The sequence below is a fragment of the Flammeovirga sp. SubArs3 genome (assembly GCF_947387565.1).
GTDB classification, from domain to species: domain Bacteria; phylum Bacteroidota; class Bacteroidia; order Cytophagales; family Flammeovirgaceae; genus Flammeovirga; species Flammeovirga agarivorans.
The window spans coordinates 64194-87685 of record NZ_CANDOA010000015.1; the positions used below are offsets into that span (position 1 = coordinate 64194).

Sequence of the window (23492 nt, forward strand, 5' to 3'; positions counted from 1 at the left end):
TCAAAAAAGTGCAAAGTAGTTTCTTATGGAGCAGAATAATTTGCCAACATATACAAGGTCCACTTTCCCGAAGTGTGAGCACCTTAAGAGTAAGAGTAGAATAGAGCAGATGTTCAAGAAAGGGCAATCTGTTTTTTGTTTTCCATACAAAGTATATTACACTTTGTCGGATGATCTTACTACAGCTCCAATACCCCCTCAAGTTTTATTCTCAGTATCAAAGAGAACCTTCAAGAATGCCTCTGATAGAAACAGGGTTAAACGTCAATTGAAGGAAGCTTATCGCCTAAATAAAAATATCTTAAACATAGAAAATCCTCAAAAAAGCATTGAGGCAATTTCGTTTGTTTATGTCTCTAAAAAGAAAGAGCCTTACAATTTCCTTGAAAGAAAAATGAAGGCATCTCTTTATAGATTAGTTGATCAATATATCGAAAAAGAAGAAGTTGAATAATTATTCTATTTCTTCCTTTTTAGTTTTTTGATTTTTCTAGCAAACTCAGCTAAACTCTCTTTTTTACTGGCTCGATACTTCCAAACTAAGTCAAAAGGCTTCAACTCTGGAGCATTCTCAGCACCAAAGGTAACAGCATAAAATCTACTGTCTTTTGATTGTGCTTTTCTCAATTTGTGCAAGATATCAGTAGATAACTCTGGAATTTTTCCATCTGTAATCAATATCAAATCTGCCATTTTGTAGTTTGGCTGTTGCATCTGATCGATAGCTGCATGTAACGCTGGTCCTGCATTGGTACCTGCACTAAATGACATAGAAAGGAAATGTATTAGAGGTTCTAAGCCTTCCCTTAAGTTGCTTAGGTCAATCTTCTCAATTTCATCCTCAGTCGCACCAAAAGAAAAAAGAATACATTCTCGTTTATTTTCCAAAGCCATTTTCATAATTGCAAAGCATAGCGTTTTGGCAATTTGCTCTGGCTTTCCTAACATGGATGCACTGGTGTCAATACAAAGAATTACCGGCCCAACAACGTCTTCCTTAGTACTTACTTTCTGACTTTTCTTTCCTTCTTCTTTTACTGGAGGACGTTCTTCTGCTTTTAGCTCGAAAGTTTGCAGTTTATGTTCAACAAACTTTTTGTAAAAGATCAACTCAGTATCTTCATTTCCTAATAAGGCTGCTTCTGTTGGTAATATTTGTGATAGATCATCACTTTCATGTACACCAATCAAAGACTCTTTACCATGAGTGAAAGTTCTTCTGAAAGGTTGAATTGATATTTCTTCCAGTTGTTCCTTTTCTTCTTCAAGTTCTGCACTGGCATATCTACCTAGTAATTCTACTAACTCTTTTAGCATCTCCTCATCTTCGAGCAGACGTTCGTATCGAGTGAGTACATCAAAACCAGTACTTTGCCATTTCCCTTTAGCCTTTTCAAACCCTAGCCCAAGATGGTCCATCAATTGGCTGATAAGGTGTTGACTTTTGTCGAACTTTGTGGCATTATCACTAAGCTTCTTTTTGAGGTCGTCTTGCTTTTGTTGGGTTTTACCTCCAAGCATTTTACGAACACTCTCAATCAGCTTCGACATCATTCCTTTAGTAGATCGACCTTTATCACCGTTGGCGTTACCAGAACGCATTCCGAATGGTAAACTAAGGCGTTTTCTCTGACGATCAATTTGTGGAGGTTCTGAGGTTGTTTCTGCAATATTTTCAATATGCGTAATTAACTCCTTTACCACATGATCTCTCAAAGATGCATGTCGATGAATGGAATCTTTTAAACCAGGTGTTTCTAAGATATCATCAATAATAAACTTATAGCCAAGAGCCATATCAGAAAATTCTGAGTTTCTAATATCAGGCTGGTGTCCTCTGGCTATTTCCGTTAAATAAGAAGCTAAAACCTGGCGGTCATCGGTTTCTCCAAGTGAAGAGAACATTTTAAACTTCTCGATTTCATCAAAAGAAGTTTTATCCTCCATAACTACGTTTTAACTTTTCTGTTTGAAGTTTATAATTAAGAATTTGTTTCCACAGATCATTTAAACTTTCATCGATCAATGAACGCCAATTTTCTGAAAGGAAGATGTTTTTACCTACACCTTCTTCTCTACTGTGACGCACTTCTTCGATTTCTGTTGAAATCTTATCCAAATATTTTAATAGTAGATCAGCTTCTTTATTAAGTTGAACTTTTACATCGTCGGTGATGCTTCTTGCTACTTTACCTAAACGCTGTTCTTTGGAAGATCTTAATTGATATTTATGATATTCATGTCCCATACGTACTTCGATTTCAATATCTGAAATCTTACCAATCGTAAAGGTTTCCGTTCTGCCTGTAGATGAGTATAACATAACATCAGAAGCACCTCGGCCCATCATCTCAAAGTCATCTGCTAAGATACGGTTATTGATTCCGATGAAGTTTTCAATCATGTAATAATCATCATCGATAATAGTAGGTGTTTCAATAAGAAGCTCTTTTTCTTCTTTTGTCATACTATCAACATCTTTCTCAAAAGATACCAACTGAGAGCGGACAGTTTCCATGCTGTACTTCGCACTCCAACCATATTTTTGAACAGCTCTGGTTACCCATTGTCTCACCATATCAATTTGATCAGGAGTATGCCAAATACAATTGGAAATAAGGAAACAATCTGATAGATCGATGCGGTCTCGACCATTCATAAAGGCAGAGGTTCTTAATAACCGAACAATCTTATGCCATCTACGGTCAGAAACATAAATGCTTTCTTCATTTTCTCCTTTAGAAGATTGGTTGTAGCGTTCTATATACTTTCTAACAATCGATATGACACTAAGTATCTCTTGTGGTACTTTTACAGTGTCAATGATAGGGCTCCAACCGTCTACTTCAGTTTCATCGAACTTCAATGATTCGTCTACAATAGGTGTAGTAAGTTTAGAAGACGTAATCATATCGAAAAACTTTTGTTCATCGATAATTCTATCCACATAAACTCTTACCAGGAAACGGTCCCATATAGCTTCTAGTCCTTCGCCTTTAGCAGGAAGTTCGTTAGAAGCGGATAAAAGTGCATGTACTTTTACTTCTATTTCTTGATCACCATTTCTAAATACTTTTTCATTTAGTACAGTAAGAAGGGCATTCTGAATAGAAGGTCCAGCTTTCCATATTTCATCAAGAAAGACTACAGAAGATCCCGGAAGGTAATTGTCTGTTAATCTTTCGTATTTATCTTCTTTACTAAGTTTTGATATAGAGATAGGGCCAAATATTTCATCTGGAGTACTAAATCTATTCATTAGATATTCAAATGAATCGCCGCCTTTGAAGGCATATTTTAATCGTCTTGCAATCATACTTTTACCAACACCGGGAGGGCCTAACATAAAAATACTTTCGCCGGCAATGGCGCTTAACATCGCTAATGAAAGAACATCTTCTTTTTCATGAAGGTCTTCTCCAAGTAAACCCAGTAGTTTCTTTGATCGCTTACGTACGTCGTAGGCTAAGTTTGAGAGTTCGCTCATCGTCTCGCTTATTCTATTTTAATATCAATCTCTTCGTGATGAGACCGATAATTCCGATCTAAATAATGAAATGCTAACCTCTTAAGTTAGCGATAAGTGTAAATTAGTGCCCTAAAATATTGAATATTTTTTTCTTGAAAAGCGATTTATGTTCTTTGACGAAAGAATTTTTGATGATTTTATAATCAAAACGGCATTTTATGAAAGAAAAACACTCTAACACTATGTAGAAGTAAATAAATTGAAAAAATTTTGATTACAGTGATTACATATCTGTAAACGCCTTGTCTAAAGTGTGAAATATGGGTAAAAGAATAGAACAGAATGATTGTTTTATTAAAAACTAACTTCACTAATTAATCTTAATGGCGAAAGCCGAACTGGTTAAAAACAGAATCTGATTACTGTACTTCTCGTATGAAAGTACCGAATTACTATCAATTTTGAAGCTTGTTAATTTAAGCTGGCAAAAAATGAGAAAAGCAACCTTTATTCTACCGCTGAATAAGGTTGCTTTATTTTTTTATCAATCTATTTCGATAATTAAGAAAATTACATGCTCTTAATTCCTCTTTTTACTTGTTGATAATCCAAGAAATACATTAATCGAACAGAAAGTGTATTTACTTGAGCTTCTTTCCACATCTCATTTACATTTTCTGTAAAGTTATAATGTGAGTTATGAGAATTTGACCCTAGTTCATTTCTCCACATAGCAGTAACAAAACTGCCAGGAAGGAATTCCCAACTATACGATACTTCCATATTAAATGTATTATAGTTGGCATCATGTTCTTTTTCTCCATCTTCATTGACATCAGAAAAGTCTGAAGTTAATAACTCTCCTGATTTAGCTAAATCGAAAAATTCATCATAAGCAACTTGTCTCCAATAGTGTCTTAATCTCAATTTTAAGAACATCTTATTGTTGAAAGTATATTGCGTCCAGAAATTATTTTCTAAGGTCTTTACATTTCTATCTCCATAGATTACTGCTTCGACATTATCACTTTCATCTTTTTCGGTAGTGACATATCCTTTTTCATTTCTATTTTGACTCCATGCAATTTGGTGGTTCAAATCCCATTTGTCATTTACCCTATATGTTTGCCCATAACGGTAATAATCATCCAATTGATTGAAATGTTGTCTTTGCCATATACTAGCTCTCATGCTGATTGAGTACCTTTTACTACCATCAGAGTTAAGTGTAACTCCTGTATCATGTGATGGATATTGAGCAAAGCGATAGCCTTCTTCTCTTGGTCCGAAGTAATCGTAACTCATTTGCGGCGTAATAGCTGCATTTAACCTCACACTCCAGAAGTTATTGAAAAGCATGTCTGCATCACCCCATAAGTTTCTATACATAAATGCTTTTGGTGCATAAAGATGGTCCTCATTGTATCCAACTCTCACCCAATATCTTTGGTAAATACCTTTTCCTTTATATTGATTCCATGAAGTGTTTGCTCTTACTTGAATAGCGTTATTAGAACTATTATATCCTAAATCGTTAGGGTTGTAAGTATCCGATTCTACATTTGTAGATACCCAGTAGTGCCAGTTTCCTGAAACTTTACCATGTCCTAAATCAAAGCGATGTCCTAAAGTTGTTAACCTCTCGTCTTCACCATTATTGCCTACTTCAGTATTGAATTCTTGACTTAAAGCTCCAAAACCTCTAAAGCGGAACATATTGTTTCTATCATACAAGTTGAAGTGACCAGAGGATACGTTAGAAGATTTATGTCCTTGGCCTCTACGAACATTTGTATTGATCACACCAATAGATGAATTATTAGGTAAGTTTTGATCAACAGAAATGATATTGAAGTTGGTAAGAGGATCAGCTTCTACAGTTCTTGTTTCATTTGTTAGCGTATCTTCAATAATTGCATAACTAACATTAGTGATGGAATTAAGGATACCAACACCGAGTCCTTTTTCTGTTCTACCAGTAAGTTTTATAGAGTTGATTAAAGGAGCGTCATTAGGTTTGAAGATAAACTCTTCATTGTCTTGTAGGTGATCATCAGAAGGAGCAACATGACTCTGACCAATTCTTCGTGAATAAAATTGTCCCCACTTATTAAAGATTGAAGTACCTTGTCTAAAGAAATCCCTAAACTCTCCGTATTGAACTTCATAAGCCGATAGGTTGAGTACCTCATTGTCTGCTTGAACTTGAGAAAAATCAGGAACTAAACTAACATCTAATGTAAAACTTTGTCCTAACCCTAGTTTTAAATCGGCACCACCAGAGAATGTATTCGCAATTTTATCAGAACCTTGTTTACTTACTGCCACATTACTGATATAAGGTGATAATGTAAGTCTTAATGGAGGTTTGATGTCATATAACCCTCTTAATGACCCAAACTGATTAACATATCCTTGTTTTTCGGCATCAACATTATTCCAGAAAGCCGTTTCGTTAGAACGTTTAATTACTCTACCAAAGTTGACACCCCATACCATTTCTTTGGCGTTAGGCATTCTCAAAGCTCGGTAAGGTATTGCCATTTCGACAGCCCATCCTTCTTCATTCTTCTGAACTGCAGATTGCCATACTTCATTCCAGTTGCCATCCCAGCCAGACATACCTCTCATTCTGTCACTTTGTACACCAGCCGCAGTTACTTCGAATTCAAAACAATCCTGTTGCTTGTTGTATGTATCAAAAGAAACAATAAATGAATCTGCCGCTCCACTTCCAGAGTCTCTACCGCCTAGGTTTGTTCTAACAGAATCAGGAGCAGTATCGTATAGTTGAGCACTTACATAAATAGCATAATCATCATAGGCTACCTGTAATCTGGTTTTTTGTCTTGAAGGTTGATTATTGTTCGGCCAGTTCTGAGTAAAATATCCTTCATAGATATACTTATCAGCCTCATCATTATTTAAATAATGGCCGTTAAGACTTGCCGTCAGATTTGTCATGTTCAATGGATCACTCCAGACTTCATCGTCTAGAATACCATCAATTTTCGGAGCATCATGTGTGTTCCATGCATTTATGTTCATGCGATGTAATTGTGCAAAAGATATACTCGGAAGGAATGCACACAGAAAGATGATATAGCTTCTGAAAGGGGACAAAATGGTAGTGGAATATTTAATTAAAAGTTCATTTATTTAGTTACACACTACAAAATGTACAATTCATAATAATTAATCAATATGATTAATTAATATTAACTAATAAACTTATTTTACCTTAATTATACAGGTTGTTTTTATGATTTATTATCAATTTTTTAAACGGTAAAAATATATTTTCAGTAAATACTTTTAAATATCCTTTTTTAAAACCAACTCGAATAATAACGTGAATGTCAATGAATTCTAAACAAAATTGTTGATTGTATTTTGAAATGTTATTTTTGCGACCGGAATTAACACTTAGATGTGTATTAATTAATTTTTGAATCATTAAGCTCAGAATTAGGAGGACTGAAAATCCTCAACCTTCTGTCTTAAATTCCTAACGTAATGAGCGATTTAATTAAGGATATCAACTTTGTTGGTGAAGAAGTTGATAAGAAAGCTGTGACTTGTGAAGTTAAGGTAACTGACAACACTGCAGCTGAAGGACAACGTAAGTTATACATTGAAAGTTACGGTTGTCAGATGAATTTTTCTGACTCTGAAATTGTAGCTTCAGTAATGCAGGAAAATAACTTCGGAACAACTAATGATGTCGAAGAAGCAGACCTAGTTTTTTTAAATACATGTTCAATCCGTGAGAAAGCAGAGCAAACTGTTCGTAAGCGTCTAACTGTATTTAATAAGATAAAGAAAAGAAAGCCAGGAATGATCATCGGTGTATTGGGTTGTATGGCTGAACGTCTAAAAACTCAATTACTGGAAGAAGAAAAAATGGTAGATATCGTGGCTGGACCCGATGCTTACAGAGATCTTCCTAAACTTGTCGGTGATGTTGATGAAGGAGATAAAGGTGTCAATGTATTTTTATCTAGAGATGAAACGTATGCGGATATTGCTCCAATCAGATTGAATTCAAATGGTATTACAGCAATGATCTCTATTATGAGAGGTTGTGATAACATGTGTTCTTTCTGTGTAGTGCCATTTACTCGTGGTCGTGAGCGCTCTAGAGATCCTCATTCTATCGTACAAGAAGCAAAAGAATTATTCGAACAAGGATATAAAGAAGTTACTTTATTAGGCCAAAATGTAGATTCATACAAGTGGTCTGGTGAAGAAAACAATAAAGCTCGATTAGAGAAAAAAGAGAAGGAGGAAGAAGTAGAAGAAGTGGTGAACTTTGCTAATTTGTTAGAAATGGTAGCACAAGTTTCTCCTGAACTTCGTATTCGTTTTTCAACTTCTCATCCTAAGGATATTACAGACGAGGTACTATATACTATGAAAAAGTACGAAAACATCTGTAAGTTTATCCACCTTCCAGTACAGTCTGGCAACTCTAGAGTTCTTGATATTATGAACCGTACTTATGATAGAGAATGGTACATTAATAGAATTGATAAGATTAGAGAAATTTTAGGAAACGAGTGTGGTGTTTCTTCTGATATGATTGCTGGTTTCTGTACAGAAACAGAAGAGGAACATAAAGATACCTTGTCATTGATGGAGTATGTGAAATTCGATTTCAGTTACATGTTCTTCTATTCAGAGAGACCAGGAACATTAGCAGAAAAGAAATTTGAAGATGATATTCCTGAAGAAGTGAAAAAACGTCGTTTACAAGAAATTGTAACATTACAACGTATACATTCAGCAGAACGTAATGCTTTAAATGTTGGTCAAACTCAAAAAGTATTGATTGAAGGATATTCTAAACGTTCACAAGAACACTTCCAAGGTAGAAATTCTGCAAATAAAGTAGTAGTATTCCCAAAAGGAAATGCACAAATCGGTGCATATGCACATGTTAAAGTACATGACTGTACAGGTGGTACATTGTTAGGAGAACTAGTAGAAGTTTAATACTTGAAATAAACATCACAAGATCTGTGATGTTTATATTAAGGGTTTTAGAAGGGTAATAAGTCTTCTAAAACCCTTTTTTTATTCTATATAACCCATTACTTGGAGAGCAACATCATCAATTACTATCTCAATATTTTGTATCTTCCCTTATAATCAGTGCTTCACTATTAATTTACTTTTTATCTCAAAAAGCCATGTTGATAGAATTTTCTGTGACCAACTTTAGGTCTATTAAAAATGAACAGGTGTTGTCATTACTTCCATCAGGAAGAGTAAGAAAAATTTCCAAGGATAATAGATTGTTAACCCATTCCAATTATCCACAAACAGAGACTTTGGCTTCTGCAGTTGTTTTTGGTGCTAATGCTTCGGGAAAAAGTAACTTATTACGAGCATTGGAAGCACTTAGCGTAATGGTACAAGAGGGGCATGATAGTGTGTTAGGAGAAGGAGCTAAAGCCTATGTTCCTTTCCGTTTGGATCGAATGTCAAGGGAGCTTCCTACAAATTTCTATATTCGATTTATAGCGTCAGATGGAGTTCAGTATGAATATGAATTGTCTAGAGACGCCGAAAGTGTAACACATGAGGCTTTGTATTCTTACCCCAAAAACAGAAGAGTTAAGCTTTTTGAAAGAAGTGAAAATTTGCCTGTAGTCTTTGGTAAGAAACTTAAAGGTGATAAACAGTCTATAGCAAGGCATGTACTACCGCATCAGTTAATGTTAGCGAAGGGAGCTCAATTGGGTTTAGGTCAATTAATGGCTCCATGGAGGTTTTTCAAGAGTCATTTGAGAGCATATATCCTTTATCGATCAGTATATGATGATGCTTTATTACAAGGAATCGCAAAACACATTGTCAATGATGAATCAGGAAGATTTCTGAAGAATTTGAGTCAATTAGTGTATAATGCTGACACTGGGATAAAAGGGATTGATGTTGTTCAGGAAGATTCGGAGTTAATGGGACTTTTTGAAGGAAGAAGAAGGTTTCAAATAAAAACTCTGCATCATTCTGAAGATACTGAAAAACCAGTATTATTTGAGTTGAAAGAGGAATCTATTGGTACTAGAAAACTAGTAGCTTTAGGAGGGTTAATATTAAGAGTATTGGAAGCGGGAGATACACTTGCTATTGATGAACTTGATCAGAGTATGCATCCTCACCTAACAAGAGCACTAATTAAGCTTTTTCATAATCCAAATACGAACCCTAAAAGAGCACAATTGATATTTTCTACTCACGATGCTTCTTTATTAAATGATGATCTATTTCGTTTCGACCAAGTTTTTCTTTCAGAGAGATCGGAAGATGGAGAGACTGAAGTATCATCGGTTTCTGATATTCCTAACTTGAAAAAAGAAGTACCACTAGAGGAATGGTACCTGACTGGTAAATTTGGAGGAACACCTGCAATTAATCAATTAGGTTTAGAGTTTGACTTTAACATACAAGGCGATGAGGAACAGAAGGAGAGATAAGAATAATTCCCTTCGCCAAAGAGTATTGATTCTTTGTGAGGGAGCTAAAACAGAACCCAATTATTTTAATGGTTTAAAACATGATGCAGCAAAAAGAAGAACTTTATCTGCTGTTGATATTGAAGTATATCAACCTAAAAGTCATAGCCCATTAGGTTTAGTGAGAGAAGCGATATTCAAAAAAAAGAAAGCCTTAACAAAAGGAAACCCATACGAAACTATTTGGCTTGTCTTTGATAGAGATTATCACAAACATATCGAAGAAGTGATCATTTTGGCAGGGAAAAATGACATCAAAGTAATTATCTCTAATATCTGTTTTGAGTTATGGTTTTTACTGCACTATGAAATGGTGGACGTCAATAAGCGCTATTTGAAATGTGGAAATTTAATCAAATACATCCAGCAAAATTATGTGTCCCGTTACCATAAAAATGCAAAAAACTACCACGAGCTAAAACCTCTGACTGATTTGGCTATAGAAAGGGCAAAAAAGTTAGAAGAGCATTTTATCTCTGGTGTAAAATCAAATACTAAATTTCATGAAAGAGAACCCTACACGAATGTCTATGTATTGGTAGAGTATCTTTTGGATTTATAATTTATTCCCACCCCATTGATTGCCAAATGACCAATTTTACAAAATAGGCAACAAGAAATACAACACTAGTCAGTAATATGAACATTAACCCTGCGAATATCATTAACCCTGTGGAGCTTTTTTGTACTTGGTTGATTGCTTGAGGGTTCTGATTATAATATCCTTCAATCAATTTTACATTATTTCTATTAGCTCTGTAGAATACATCTATGAAATCTCCAATGCCTGGTATTATTCCAATGAGGTAATCCAGTAATAGATTAAAAGTCATTGCCATGATTAGTCTTGCGGGTAAACCATTTCTTGCCACTGTAAATAAGGCAACTCCAGAAATAAAAACAGAGATAGTATCACCAACTCCCGGGATCAACCCAACAAACGCATCTAATCCTATACTTTGTTTTGTTCCAGGAATTGGAATGGCCTCATCCATGATAGAACTAATTCTTTTTAAAGTTTTATAAGAGGGATCGTTGGCATACTGGGAAGTCTGATTTGTCATATTATTTCAATAAATATATTTTTTTTACGTATTTTCATATAAATAAAAATAAGCATCTACCATGAAAGATACCATAAAAGCTATTGCTTTACTTTTTGTTTTACTGATGTTCAGTGGAAACTTGTCTGCACAAACTTATGATTATGTGGAAGATAGTACCAAACAAAAAGATGCCTACACTCAACAACAGTACAAAAAACCTACACAATCGGAAGTTAATGCCTTTAAAGATCAAAAACATTCTGATAAACCGTTAAAAGATAAAATATTTTTTGGAGGAGGTTTAGGGTTTGGTTTTTCAAATTATTACACCCAAATCGCAGTTACACCAATGGTAGGTTACTTGATTACACCAAACCTACAATTAGGTATTGGGTTTGTATATGAGTACTACAATTATAAGTCAGATATCGGACCAGATTACAGCACTAATAATTATGGATTTAGACCATTTGCTAGATACATGATTAACGTAAGAGATGGTTTAAAAATATTTCCACAAATAGAATACTATGCCTTTAGTTACGAGCACATCGAAGATTATGATGCTTCTTCTAGAAGATATATTACGGATAGAAGATGGCAGGAACAGTTCTTAATTGGTGGTGGTGTTTCTCAAGGAGTAGGAAGAAAAGGAGGAGTAAATATTATTGCTTTGTATGATGTAGCCTACGATTCAAATAATGCATATTATGGTTCTCCTTATGTAACTTACGGTTCTCCTTGGGTAATTAGAGTCGAAGTTGCATTCTAAAATGTAAGAAAATATTAAAGGATTTGTAAAGCGGCTTTTTAGTCGCTTTTTTTGTTGTATGAAATTTGAAATTAGAGATATTACTGCTGCACAAACTTGGGCAATCCGACATAAAGTAATGTGGCCGAAAGAACCACTATCTTATGTCAAAATTCCAGATGATGATAAAGGAAGACATTTAGGATTATTTGTTGGAGAAGAATTAACATCTGTGATTTCATTATTTATGGATCCTGACAAGAATGTTCAGTTTAGAAAATTTGCCACTCTGCAAGAACAGCAAGGGAAAGGGTATGGAAGTATTCTACTAAAGCATGTGATAAAGCTAGCAAAAGAAGAAGGAGCTAAAGTATTGTGGTGTAATGCAAGAGCAACAGCTACAATCTTATATGAAAGAGAGGGATTACATCAAACGGATACTTCTTTTATACGTAAAGGAATTCTATTTGTCAGAATGGAAAAACAACTATAAATAATCACCCTTAATTTTACTCTAAGTATAAAAGGAAAATATAATTATATGTAGATGCTTGAATTTGATTTGGGCATCTACTTTTTTATAAAAAAAATCGATTTGAGTGAATTAATTTTAAAAAGGCTGTGTTATAGTGTTATTATGTAAATATTTAATAACGTTATAATGCGACCACTCAACCTATTATCAATTAGCATTGTTCTGTTTCTTTTAATTGGTTGTACCAATGAGAAAGATAAAGAGATCAACACAGACGACCCTATTTCAGAAGGAAGCATTAATGATGTGAATGTCCCTTCTGGTTTCGATTACAAAACCACAAAAACAATTTATGTAAAAGTATCCTCATCTAATTTCGCAGGATCAAACCTAATTACAGCTTATTTATCAACTCCAGCAGGAGAGAAAATCAAAATGTTTTCAGGACTCAGTGATGAAAACGGAGTGCTAAACATGGAATTGTCGGTACCAACCTATATCGACGAACTGTACATTTCAAAGCAAGCAGCAGGATTGGAGTTTTTCGAAACTGCTTCAATCGCTACTGAATATGTAAATGTAGAATTTGATGTAGAATCAGAATTAGTACCATTTGAAGCATCACAAGCAAGAAAATCTAATACTTGTAACGACTTTATTTATGTCGTGAATGGTAACAGTGAATTCTTTTCTATCAATTTGGACAACGATTTAGCAATAACTGATTACCCTGATTTGGAGGGGACAAGTTATGCAGCTACTTATGATAGAGAGAACAATATTATTTATTATGATGTTAAAGGTAAACTCTACAGCTATGTAAAAGAAACAGGAACATCTACCTTGATTGCATCACTGAACACTTCAAGTAATAATCTAAATGATGGTTATCCAAGAATGGTAATCAATCCAAGTGATGGTTATTTATATATCGCAGCGAAAGAAGACTTCGCAATTATTGATCCTTCAGATGGTAGTGTTGTTAAAAATGCTAGAATTCAAGGTATCACAGGATCTCAAAATGGGGGAGGTGACTTTGACTTTTCATCCGATGGGACATTATATCAAGTGTCTAGTGGAGGCATGTTCCGAATGGCATTTAATAGTGACTCAACAATTATTAATGCTACTCGTATTAGTGCAGATAATTTTCCTCACTATCTAACAGGTGTTACAATTGACAGGTTTGATCGTTTGTACGCGTCAACAAATGATCAAAATAGTAGGTTGATTCAAATGGACATCAAAGATGGTTCCTATGTGACATTAAAAAGAATGGGAAGAAGGATGAACGATTTAAGTTCATTTAGATGTACCGAAGAAGACTTTGCAGGCGAAGATGCAGATGGCGATGGAGTTGTAGATGGTTTCGATTTATATCCTAATGATTCTACAAGAGCATTTGAATCTTATACTCCAGGTGAAAATGGCTATGGTACTTATGCATTCGAGGATTTATACCCTGCTAAAGGTGACTACGATTTTAACGATATTATAGTACACTACAGACATACTAGTGTGAGTAATGCAGACAATAAAATTGTAGAGTTCAAGACAAAGTATATTGTAAAAACAGTACAGTCTGATTTACCATCAGGTTTTGCGTTCCAATTACCGATACATGCAGATTCTATTTTAAGTGTAACAGGATCTAGAGTTACAGCAGGTGCCGTAACCTTGGATTCAAAAGGATTAGAAAGTGGTATTGCTCCTGAAAAACCAGTAGTGGTAGCTTTCGATGATCACTTTGCATTGATAAGTAGACCTGGTAAGATCAGTAAGAGTGATGAATTCGAAGTAGTGATCACCTTTACAGAGCCTATTGATCCTTCGTCATTACCGATTGGTGCATTTAATCCATTTATTTTCATCAATAAAGATAGAACGAAAGAAGTCCATTTAGCTAATTTCCCTACTACATCGAAATTCAATCAATCATTACAAACAGATGGTGTTGATGATGGTAATTTCAAAACAGCAGAAGGGCACCCATGGGCGATTCACTTACCGCACAAATTCCATCCACCGAAAGAAGCTATTGATATTACGAATGCGTATTCAAATTTTGAAAATTTCGTTGAATCCAGCGGTAGTGCAAATTCTAACTGGTATACTGATGATACAGGTAATAGAGTAGAATCAAAAATGCACTTAGATAACGAAGAATAACCCTAATACTACTATCTACTAATAAAAGAAAAACCCTCATCTATAAATGGTTCGCCATTTTAAGATGAGGGTTTGTTATTTTTTTGAAAAGTAAAACCTTTATAAGCCTGCAGCCAAAATTAAATCGAGATTCTTTAATGGTAGGTTGAACTTTTCCGCAATTGCTTGGTTTGTGATACTCCCTCGGTAAGTATATACTCCTTTTGAAAACCATGGATGTCTTCTCATCATGGTGTCTACATTCATTTCATCATTTATTTTCATAAGGATGGGAGTGAAGATATTACTAATTGCAGCTGTTGCAGTTCTAGAAACTCTTGATGCAATATTGGGAACACAATAATGAATTACACCGTGTTTTTTATACACAGGGTGTCTGTGATTTGTGGGTTCTGAGGTTTCAAAACAACCACCTTGGTCGATACAAACATCAATAATAATAGAGTTTTCCCTCATATCCATGACCATTTCTTCGGTAACAATCGATGGAGTTCTTGCCCCGTGAGTATGTATTGCTCCAATAACAACATCCGCTCTTTTTAAAGCTTCATTAATAGAGGTACTATCTAAGGCAGACGTAAATAGATGAGGGTAATTCAGTTCTTTCTTTAATCTTCTGAGTTTGTAAATGGCATTGTCAAACACCTTTACCTCTGCACCCATACCTATAGCAGTTCTTGCTGCGTATTCGGCAACAGTACCTGCGCCTAGAATCACAACTTTTGAAGGAGGGACACCTGTAATGCCGCCTAGGATAATTCCTTTTCCGCCATTATAACTACTTAGATATTCTGCAGCAATAAGCATCACTGTACTACCAGCAATCTCACTCATAGCTCGAACAAGAGGTAGTCCACCTACTTTATCTTCAATCAATTCAAAACCTAGAGCAGTGATTTTTTTCTTATTCAGAGCTACTAAGACATCTTTCTTGATTTCCCTCATATGAATGGTAGAAATGATAGCCTTACCTTGTTTCATATCTGCAATCTCATCGATAGTAGGAGCTGAAATCTTAATTACGATATCACATTCCATCACCTCTTTGTGAGAATACACAATAGTAGCACCTGCTTCTGAATATTCGTTGTCTAAGTGATTGACATGCTTTCCGGCATTTGTCTCCACATAAACTTCGCATCCATTATTAATTAGAAGAGATATTGCTCCTGGTCGTAGAGCACATCTTTTTTCATCAAGGTTGATTTCTTTAGGAACACCAATTTTAAGAGGGTTCCCTCTTTTATGAACTGGACCTTCCATCACTTCTTGAGGATGGAATTGAAAATAACTTTCGGTAGCTTTTTCAAAGCCTTCACGTTGTTTGCCCATTTTAACTCAATAAAAAGTTACATGATAGTGACGATAATTTCTCTTGAATTTTCGTCGATAGTAGTGATGGAAATTTCAGTACAGTCATCAGGTAGTAAGCGTTCTACTTTAGAAGGCCATTCAATTAAACATAGATTCTGACTATAAAGATATTCTTCAAAACCAATATCAAAGGCTTCCATCTCATCCTTTATACGATACATATCAAAGTGATAAACTGTATCAGCATCATTGGTCATATATTCATTTACTAATGCAAACGTTGGACTGTTTACATGGTCAAGTACTCCTAATTCATCACAAATTGCCTTAATTAGTGTTGTTTTACCTGCTCCCATTTCTCCTTCGAAGAGCCAAACAGGAGAGCTGCTTTTAGTGAAATCTAATATTTTCTTTGCTGCTTCCGGTAAATCAGTAAGGGAATTCGTTGTGATTTTTAATGTATTAGCTTTCATATCTTTCAAAGATAACTGTTAGATCTTTATAGAGATAAGTTCAGAAACTGAATTTAAGTAAAATTCTTTTGAAAAAACCATGATGAATCATATTTCTTGAAGTCAGTGAATTATAATATACAATAAAGCCTTTCTTATACTTGAAAATATAAGAAAGGCTTTATGAATATTGGTGTTTGAACTCTTAAAAATTGGAGATGGTGATTCCTACAGTAATAGGTCTATCCTTAACGTTAATTAGGTTGCCATTAGTATCAACAAGAGTATTGTCTTGAAAAGTGTTAGTTAATCCATAAGTACAGAAGAAGTTAATCCATCCGTAACCTATTCGTCCTACAAGACTAGCTTTGAAGCGATTTAGATTAAACTCCCCTTTATCTTTTGCGATTCTTGTTTCACCATTGTCTTCATATTTTACTTTCGTATGTCCTCCCATTAATACACCTACTTTTGCTCCTAAAGCAAAACGGAAAGCATTTCTACCAGGGTAGGTTCTAAATCGGAATTCAACAGGGAGATCAAAATAATTGCCCACTAATTTCGACTTTTTTGTATTGTCATAAAGGTTATTAGTAGGTGTTGCTATTGTCTGGTCTCCTGCATGTGTTAACGTCATACCACTTTTAAAGAATAAGTTTTCACCAGTATAACCTAAACCAGGATTGAACGTGAATTGACCACTAGGTGATAAAGAAAACTCATACATATAAGAAATCGAGATTGATCTTGATTGAGATTCTAAAGGTAGTCCGCTATCATCTTCCCAAAAAGTTAAGCCGAAGTCAACATAAAAATTACCAGGTATTTTAGATAATGCACCTTGTCCGAAGGAAGCATAGGATAGTACGATACAAAAAAATATAAGACTTAGTTTTTTCATGTTATGAAGTTTTAATTGTGATATCAAATATAATGTAGAAACAATGGATATCACGATAATTTGACAGTAAAAATTAAAGAGTAATTGATATACTATTTATATAAAAGAAAATTGATTTTGATTGTATGACAAGATTAGGTCTTATTTCTCTGTATCGTTAAAACTCTTCTTCTATTGATCCAAAGTTGGAGTAATGCACAAGTAGAACTTGAGTTTCTTTGGTATACACTTTTTATACAGTAAAAGATTAGAAAAGTACTATATAGTATCTCTGTTAAATATCTTTTAGAAATAATGCAATAAATTTAATTAACTGATTTTTAATTACTTATGATTTATTTTTTTAAATACAAAAAATGTAATAGTTTTTTTATTGCGTTGGATAGAAAATTTGACTAATAGTTTCTATATTTGCAAGTTCAAGAAAACCGCAAATTGCAAATGGCGTTCAGAAAAAACAAAAAGATCAACAACGATTTTACTTCAGTAACAGTGAGTTTAGCATCTCCAGAGTCAATCTTGGAGAGCTCACATGGTGAAGTAACTCAACCGGAAACCATCAACTACCGTACGTACAAGCCGGAGATGGGTGGTTTATTCTGTGAAAGAATTTTCGGTCCTGTAAAAGACTGGGAATGTCACTGTGGTAAATACAAGCGTATCCGTTATAAGGGTATTATTTGTGACCGCTGTGGTGTAGAAGTAACAGAGAAAAAGGTTCGTCGTGAGAGAATGGGTCATATCCAACTAGTTGTGCCAGTAGCACACATTTGGTACTTCCGTTCTTTACCGAACAAGATTGGTTACCTATTAGGTTTACCAACTAAGAAACTTGATCAAATCATATACTACGAGCGCTATGTAGTTATCCAAGAAGGTATTAAAGCTGCTGATGGTATCGCAAAAATGGACTTCCTTACTGAGGATGAGTACCTAGATATCATGGATAAACTTCCTAGCGAAAACAGACAATTAGAAGACGACCATCCAGATAAATTTATCGCTAAGATGGGTGCTGAAGCATTAGAAATGCTATTAGCTCGTACTCAATTGGATGATATGGCCGCAGCATTGCGTGACCAAGCTAATAATGATACTTCTCAACAACGTAAGGCGGAAGCTTTAAAGCGTCTTAGAGTAGTTGAGGCATTCAGAGATGCAAGAACAAGAATCGAAAACCGCCCAGAGTGGATGGTAATTCGTATGGTTCCTGTAATTCCACCAGAGTTACGTCCTTTAGTACCTCTAGATGGTGGCCGTTTCGCAACATCAGATCTTAACGATTTATACAGAAGAGTAATCATCCGTAACAATCGTCTGAAGCGTCTGATCGATATCAAAGCACCTGAAGTAATTTTACGTAACGAGAAGCGTATGCTTCAAGAAGCAGTTGATTCATTATTTGACAACTCTCGTAAAGTAAATGCAGTTCGTTCTGATGGTAACCGTCCATTGAAATCACTTTCAGATATGTTGAAAGGTAAGCAAGGTCGTTTCCGTCAAAACTTATTAGGTAAGCGTGTGGACTACTCAGGTCGTTCTGTAATTGTAGTAGGTCCAGAGCTTAAACTTCATGAGTGTGGTCTTCCTAAGAATATGGCAGCTGAATTATTCAAGCCGTTCATTATTCGTAAGTTGATCGAGCGTGGTATCGTAAAAACGGTAAAATCAGCGAAGAAAATCGTTGATCGTAAAGATCCAGTAGTTTGGGATATCCTAGAAAATGTATTGAAAGGACACCCAGTACTTCTAAACCGTGCCCCTACACTTCACAGATTGGGTATTCAAGCTTTCCAACCGAAACTTATCGAAGGTAAAGCAATCCAATTACACCCATTAGTTACAACAGCCTTCAACGCCGATTTCGATGGTGACCAGATGGCCGTTCACGTTCCTCTTGGACATGAAGCTGTATTAGAGGCATCTTTATTGATGTTAGCATCGCATAACATCCTTAACCCAGCCAATGGTAAGCCTATCGCCGTACCTTCTCAGGATATGGTATTAGGTCTATATTATATGACAAAAGGTCGTCGTACAACCGATACTGAAGTAGTAAAAGGTGAAGGTATGACGTTCTACTCTTCTGAAGAGGTGATCATTGCATTAAACGAAGGAACTATCTCTCGTCATGCTTGGGTCAATGTCAAAACAAAAGTATTGAATGACGAAACTAACGAACTTGAAGAAAAGTTTGTTGAGACTGTTGCTGGTCGTGTGTTATTCAACCAACACGTTCCTGAAGAAGTAGGTTTCGTAAACGAACTACTTTCTAAGAAAGCTTTACAGGTAATTATCGCGAAAGTGGTAGATATCGTAGGTATGGCACGTGCTGCACAATTCCTAGATGATATCAAGCATGAAGGTTTCCAAATGGCCTACAAAGGTGGTTTGTCATTCGGTCTTGATGAAATCATTATTCCAAAAGAGAAAGTAGACTTAATTGAAGAAGCGAAAGGTGAAGTAGATATCATCCGTAACAACTTCATGATGGGTCTTATTACTGATAACGAACGTTACAACCAAGTAATTGACGTTTGGACGAAAACAAACAACACGTTGACGTCTACAGTAATGACTCAAATGGAAGAGGATAACCAAGGATTCAACTCAATCTATATGATGATGCACTCAGGAGCTCGTGGTTCAAGAGAGCAGATTCGTCAGTTAGGTGGTATGAGGGGTCTAATGGCGAAACCTCAGAAGAACTTAGGTGGTGCTTCAGCAGCAAACATTATTGAGAACCCAATTCTTTCAAACTTTAAAGAAGGTCTTGACGTTCTTGAGTACTTTATCTCAACTCACGGTGCTCGTAAGGGTCTTGCCGATACAGCCTTGAAAACAGCCGATGCGGGTTACTTAACTCGTCGTTTGGTAGACGTTGCACAAGATGTTGTAGTAACTGAGGTAGATTGTGGTACTCTTCGTGGATTGACTGTAACAGCATTAAAAGAAAACGACGAAATTAAGGAAGCATTAGCGGATAGAATTGAAGGTCGTACATCTCTAAATGATGTTGAGCATCCTGAAACTGGTGAAATCATTGTTCCTGCAACGGGTTCAATTACTCCAGAAATTGCTCAGGCTATCGAAGAAGCGGGTATCGAAGAAGTAGAAGTACGTTCAGTACTTACTTGTGAAACTCGTAAAGGTGTTTGTGAGAAATGTTACGGTAAAAACCTTGCAACTGGCGGTGTAGCTGGAAAAGGTGAATCTGTAGGTGTAATCGCAGCACAATCAATTGGTGAGCCAGGTACACAGCTTACTTTACGTACGTTCCACGTCGGTGGTGTGGCATCAAACATTGCGATTGATGCATCATTAAAGTCTAAGAAAGCAGGTAAAGTAACATTTGAGGAAATGCGTTCTGTAAAATCGAAAGATGCGAACGGAGATCCTAAAGATGTAGTAATGGCCCGTACTGCCGAATTGAATGTAATCGACGAAGAAGGTAAAGTAGCTTTCAACGCTCACGTTCAATATGGTTCATATCTTCATGTTAAAGAAGGAGATATGGTTGAGGAAGGTGATGTAATCTCTAACTGGGATCCATTCAACGCCGTAATCCTTGCTCAGTACGATGGTGTTACTGAATTCGAATCAATCGAAAGAGATATTACTTACCGAGTAGAAACAGACGAAATGACTGGCTACGAGGAGAAAGTAATTATTGATACTAAGGACAAGACGAAAAACCCAATTATCCACATCGCTGGTGACAAAGGGGAAACAGTAGCGTCCAACCTTCCAACAGACGCTCGTCTGATTGTTGAAGACGGTCAAAAAGTGAAAGCAGGTGACATTCTAGTGAAGATTCCTCGTTCAGCAGGTAAATCACGAGATATTACTGGTGGTCTTCCACGTGTAACGGAATTATTCGAAGCGCGTAACCCATCATCTCCAGCTGTAGTTTCTGAGATCGACGGTATTGTTACTTATGGTGCGGTAAAACGTGCAAACCGTGAGTTATTCGTAGAGTCACGTGATGGTGTGAAGCGTCGTTACATGGTGAACTTGTCGAAACATATTTTAGTGCAAGAGAATGACTATGTGAGAGCGGGTATGCCACTTTCAGATGGTGCAATTACTCCTGCAGACATCTTGAAAATTAAAGGTCCTACTGCAGTTCAGGAGTACCTAGTAAATGAGATTCAAGATGTATACCGTTTACAAGGTGTAAAGATCAACGATAAGCATATCGAGGTGATCGTTCGCCAAATGATGCAAAAAGTAGTTATCGAAGATAACGGTGATACTACATTCTTGCCAGGTCAAGTAGTAGAGAAATTTACTTTCCGTGAAGAAAACGACAAGGTGTTAGCCATGAAGATCGTTACTGATGCGGGTGATTCTGCAAGATTCAAAGCGGGTGCTTTAATCACATTCAGAGAAATGAGAGATGAGAACTCGAACTTGAAGCGTAGAGACTTGAAAGAAATGAAGGTTCGTGATGCACAGCCAGCTATTTCAAGACCAACGTTACAAGGTATTACTCAAGCGTCATTGGATACGAAATCGTTTATTTCAGCTGCCTCTTTCCAAGAGACAACTAAAGTGTTAAGTGAAGCTTCTATTAGAGGTAAGCGTGACGAATTAGTAGGCTTGAAAGAAAACGTAATTGTAGGACACTTGATCCCTGCTGGTACAGGTCTTCGTGATTATGATTCAATCCGCGTAGGTTCTAAAGAAGAATACGAAGCGTTAATTGATTCTAGAGAAAGACATACTATGCACTCAGGTCTTTAATATTTGCAAGCGGTTTTAAAAAAAAAGCCCCTCCCGAAAGGTGAGGGGCTTTTTTTATGTTAATTGTATTATTCTAATATATCATATAATGATCTAGTTGTAAGGTTATTCTTGATATATCAAATTGTGATGATTGCTATCTCAGAGATAGCCGAGTTATTAACTTTTGTTTTGTATAATTCTAAACGATGTTTTACACCCTTGTTTGAATTATAACTGAATGATCATTTTTGTAAAGTTGCATTTTGAGTAGGTAAATAAAAGTAAATAAAATAAGTGTATTTTTGAAACTTTTACAAAAATACCCTATGTTGATTATTATCATTGTAAAAAATTCATATTTTTATTGTATATTTGCTAAACTATGAATGGAAAACATATCAAATGTTTTAATTATTCATTACAACAAACAGACTAACATAAAAGGTGGGGCAAGTTGCTCCGTTCTATTAGATATTACTATTTAAAATCGCATCGGTATGCTATTTGGAATTTTAAGAGAAAATGATCACCGTGTGTCCGTTACTCCAGAATTAGCTAAAAAGTTTATTTCTGAAGGTCACGAGGTGTGTTTTGAAATTGGAGCTGGGACTACAGCTTATTTTAATGACAGTTCATATACTGCTGTTGGAGCAACTGAAAAATCTAGAGAGGATATTTTAAAGACTGCAAATGTTTTAATCACTCTTGCTCCTATTTCTAAAGAAGAAGTAGAGCTATTGAGTGAAGGAACGTTGTTGTTCTCTTCTTTCGAGCCTTTTCAAGACGCATCAATCTGTGAATTGTACGCTACTAAAGGAATCTCAGCATTTAGCTTTGATATGATTCCTAGAACTACTATTGCTCAATCTATGGATGTATTATCATCTATGGCTTCAATTGCTGGTTATAAAGCGGTGTTGAAAGCAACAGAATTGCTTCCTCGTTATATGCCAATGCTTTCTACTGCGGCAGGTACTGTACCTCCTTCAAAAGTATTGATTTTAGGTGCTGGTGTTGCAGGTTTACAAGCAATTGCAACTGCTAAACGTTTAGGTGCTCAAGTAGAGGCTTTTGATACTCGTGCTGCATCTAAAGAAGAAGTACAATCATTGGGTGCGAAGTTTGTTGAAGTAGCGGGAGCTAATGATGATACAAATGCTGGTGGTTATGCTGTAGAGCAATCAGAAGAATATAAAAAGAAACAAGCAGAATTAATTAATCAGAAAATTGAAAAAGCTGATGTTGTAATTACTACTGCTCAGTTAAGAGGTAGACCTGCTCCAACACTGATTTCGGAAGAAGCAGTGAAAAGCATGAAACCTGGTTCAGTAATCGTTGATATCGCATCTTCTACAGGTGGTAACTGTGCCTTAACAGAAGACGCTAAGGTGGTGAAGAAACACGATGTATTTATCGTTGGTAACTCAAACCTAGCTGCAGATATCAGTGAGCAAGCTTCAGTACTATTCAGTAAGAACGTTCAGAATTACTTTAAATTAATGTTGACAAAAGAAGGTTTCAACTTTGATTTTAGTGATGAGATTATTCTTCAAAGCTGTATAGTATACAAAGGTGAAGTGATTTATGGTAATGAGGCAAAGCAACAAGCTTTAGTTCCTGCCCCTCAAGTTGAAGAAACTGCAGAAGCTTAATCATTACTACTGAA

Annotated in this window: 16 protein-coding genes; 9 read left to right on the top strand and 7 right to left on the bottom strand. The window is 35.7% G+C overall.

What is annotated here, in order from left to right:
* Window positions 1-25 precede the first annotated feature (25 nt).
* Window positions 26-454, top strand: coding sequence for a ribonuclease P protein component (gene rnpA / locus QL232_RS25700; protein WP_168885512.1), 429 nt, complete (start codon window positions 26-28; stop codon window positions 452-454).
* A gap of 5 nt (window positions 455-459) precedes the next feature.
* Here the strand turns inward: rnpA and QL232_RS25705 are convergent, their stop codons facing one another.
* The 3 genes from QL232_RS25705 to QL232_RS25715 form a co-directional block, all read right to left on the bottom strand.
* Entirely contained in the window at window positions 460-1947 is a 1488-nt protein-coding gene (locus QL232_RS25705; RefSeq protein ID WP_281616309.1) for a VWA domain-containing protein, read from the bottom strand.
* Window positions 1937-3487 (bottom strand): AAA family ATPase, encoded by a 1551-nt coding sequence (locus QL232_RS25710; protein ID WP_281616310.1) that lies wholly within the window; start codon window positions 3485-3487, stop codon window positions 1937-1939. The genes QL232_RS25705 and QL232_RS25710 overlap by 11 nt, the downstream gene beginning before the upstream one ends.
* Window positions 3488-4039: 552 nt before the next feature.
* Entirely contained in the window at window positions 4040-6517 is a 2478-nt protein-coding gene (locus QL232_RS25715) for a DUF5916 domain-containing protein (RefSeq protein ID WP_281616311.1), read from the bottom strand.
* Window positions 6518-6985: 468 nt separating this feature from the next.
* Here QL232_RS25715 and miaB point away from each other — a divergent pair, with 468 nt between their 5' ends.
* The 3 genes from miaB to QL232_RS25730 all read left to right on the top strand — a co-directional run bounded on the left by miaB (window position 6986) and on the right by QL232_RS25730 (window position 10552).
* On the top strand, window positions 6986-8464 hold the full coding sequence (gene miaB, locus QL232_RS25720; protein WP_281616312.1) for a tRNA (N6-isopentenyl adenosine(37)-C2)-methylthiotransferase MiaB: 1479 nt from the start codon (window positions 6986-6988) through the stop codon (window positions 8462-8464).
* 197 nt (window positions 8465-8661) lie between these two features.
* On the top strand, window positions 8662-9951 hold the full coding sequence (locus QL232_RS25725; RefSeq protein ID WP_281616313.1) for an ATP-binding protein: 1290 nt from the start codon (window positions 8662-8664) through the stop codon (window positions 9949-9951).
* On the top strand, window positions 9929-10552 hold the full coding sequence (locus QL232_RS25730; RefSeq protein WP_168885518.1) for an RloB family protein: 624 nt from the start codon (window positions 9929-9931) through the stop codon (window positions 10550-10552). The genes QL232_RS25725 and QL232_RS25730 overlap by 23 nt, the downstream gene beginning before the upstream one ends.
* A gap of 1 nt (window position 10553) precedes the next feature.
* Here QL232_RS25730 and QL232_RS25735 read toward each other — a convergent pair whose 3' ends face one another.
* Window positions 10554-11054, bottom strand: coding sequence for a DUF4112 domain-containing protein (locus QL232_RS25735; RefSeq protein WP_168885519.1), 501 nt, complete (start codon window positions 11052-11054; stop codon window positions 10554-10556).
* 61 nt (window positions 11055-11115) lie between these two features.
* Between QL232_RS25735 and QL232_RS25740 the strand changes: the two genes are divergently transcribed.
* The 3 genes from QL232_RS25740 to QL232_RS25750 all read left to right on the top strand — a co-directional run bounded on the left by QL232_RS25740 (window position 11116) and on the right by QL232_RS25750 (window position 14431).
* Window positions 11116-11808, top strand: a complete 693-nt coding sequence (locus QL232_RS25740; RefSeq protein WP_281616314.1) for a hypothetical protein — start codon at window positions 11116-11118, stop codon at window positions 11806-11808.
* A 58-nt stretch (window positions 11809-11866) separates the two neighbouring features.
* Complete coding sequence (locus QL232_RS25745) at window positions 11867-12280, top strand: GNAT family N-acetyltransferase (RefSeq protein ID WP_168885521.1); 414 nt, start codon at window positions 11867-11869, stop codon at window positions 12278-12280.
* Between the two features lie 168 nt (window positions 12281-12448).
* Entirely contained in the window at window positions 12449-14431 is a 1983-nt protein-coding gene (locus QL232_RS25750) for an LruC domain-containing protein (RefSeq protein ID WP_281616315.1), read from the top strand.
* A 99-nt stretch (window positions 14432-14530) separates the two neighbouring features.
* Here the strand turns inward: QL232_RS25750 and QL232_RS25755 are convergent, their stop codons facing one another.
* The 3 genes from QL232_RS25755 to QL232_RS25765 form a co-directional block, all read right to left on the bottom strand.
* A complete protein-coding gene (locus QL232_RS25755; RefSeq protein ID WP_168885523.1) occupies window positions 14531-15763 on the bottom strand; it encodes an alanine dehydrogenase in 1233 nt (410 codons plus the stop codon).
* A gap of 17 nt (window positions 15764-15780) precedes the next feature.
* Window positions 15781-16218, bottom strand: coding sequence for a tRNA (adenosine(37)-N6)-threonylcarbamoyltransferase complex ATPase subunit type 1 TsaE (gene tsaE / locus QL232_RS25760; protein WP_168885524.1), 438 nt, complete (start codon window positions 16216-16218; stop codon window positions 15781-15783).
* 184 nt (window positions 16219-16402) lie between these two features.
* Window positions 16403-17098: an outer membrane beta-barrel protein gene (locus QL232_RS25765; RefSeq protein WP_281616316.1), complete on the bottom strand. Its 696-nt coding sequence runs from the start codon at window positions 17096-17098 to the stop codon at window positions 16403-16405.
* A gap of 441 nt (window positions 17099-17539) precedes the next feature.
* On the opposite strand from QL232_RS25765, the gene rpoC reads away from it, so the two are divergent.
* Together rpoC and QL232_RS25775 are read left to right on the top strand one after the other, a co-directional pair.
* A complete protein-coding gene (gene rpoC / locus QL232_RS25770) occupies window positions 17540-21844 on the top strand; it encodes a DNA-directed RNA polymerase subunit beta' (protein WP_168885526.1) in 4305 nt (1434 codons plus the stop codon).
* A gap of 479 nt (window positions 21845-22323) precedes the next feature.
* The gene (locus tag QL232_RS25775) at window positions 22324-23478 is read left to right on the top strand and encodes an NAD(P) transhydrogenase subunit alpha (protein ID WP_281616317.1); all 1155 of its coding nucleotides are present in this window, start codon (window positions 22324-22326) and stop codon (window positions 23476-23478) included.
* Window positions 23479-23492 lie beyond the last annotated feature (14 nt).

Excerpts from the sequence above, each read along its gene's own strand:
- rnpA (WP_168885512.1), top strand. The coding sequence starts at position 26 with ATGGAGCAGAATAATTTGCCAACATATACAAGGTCCACTTTCCCGAAG.
- QL232_RS25705 (WP_281616309.1), bottom strand. The coding sequence starts at position 1,947 with ATGGAGGATAAAACTTCTTTTGATGAAATCGAGAAGTTTAAAATGTTC.
- QL232_RS25710 (WP_281616310.1), bottom strand. The coding sequence starts at position 3,487 with ATGAGCGAACTCTCAAACTTAGCCTACGACGTACGTAAGCGATCAAAG.
- QL232_RS25715 (WP_281616311.1), bottom strand. The coding sequence starts at position 6,517 with ATGAACATAAATGCATGGAACACACATGATGCTCCGAAAATTGATGGT.
- miaB (WP_281616312.1), top strand. The coding sequence starts at position 6,986 with ATGAGCGATTTAATTAAGGATATCAACTTTGTTGGTGAAGAAGTTGAT.
- QL232_RS25725 (WP_281616313.1), top strand. The coding sequence starts at position 8,662 with ATGTTGATAGAATTTTCTGTGACCAACTTTAGGTCTATTAAAAATGAA.
- QL232_RS25730 (WP_168885518.1), top strand. The coding sequence starts at position 9,929 with ATGAGGAACAGAAGGAGAGATAAGAATAATTCCCTTCGCCAAAGAGTA.
- QL232_RS25735 (WP_168885519.1), bottom strand. The coding sequence starts at position 11,054 with ATGACAAATCAGACTTCCCAGTATGCCAACGATCCCTCTTATAAAACT.
- QL232_RS25740 (WP_281616314.1), top strand. The coding sequence starts at position 11,116 with ATGAAAGATACCATAAAAGCTATTGCTTTACTTTTTGTTTTACTGATG.
- QL232_RS25745 (WP_168885521.1), top strand. The coding sequence starts at position 11,867 with ATGAAATTTGAAATTAGAGATATTACTGCTGCACAAACTTGGGCAATC.
- QL232_RS25750 (WP_281616315.1), top strand. The coding sequence starts at position 12,449 with ATGCGACCACTCAACCTATTATCAATTAGCATTGTTCTGTTTCTTTTA.
- QL232_RS25755 (WP_168885523.1), bottom strand. The coding sequence starts at position 15,763 with ATGGGCAAACAACGTGAAGGCTTTGAAAAAGCTACCGAAAGTTATTTT.
- tsaE (WP_168885524.1), bottom strand. The coding sequence starts at position 16,218 with ATGAAAGCTAATACATTAAAAATCACAACGAATTCCCTTACTGATTTA.
- QL232_RS25765 (WP_281616316.1), bottom strand. The coding sequence starts at position 17,098 with ATGAAAAAACTAAGTCTTATATTTTTTTGTATCGTACTATCCTATGCT.
- rpoC (WP_168885526.1), top strand. The coding sequence starts at position 17,540 with ATGGCGTTCAGAAAAAACAAAAAGATCAACAACGATTTTACTTCAGTA.
- QL232_RS25775 (WP_281616317.1), top strand. The coding sequence starts at position 22,324 with ATGCTATTTGGAATTTTAAGAGAAAATGATCACCGTGTGTCCGTTACT.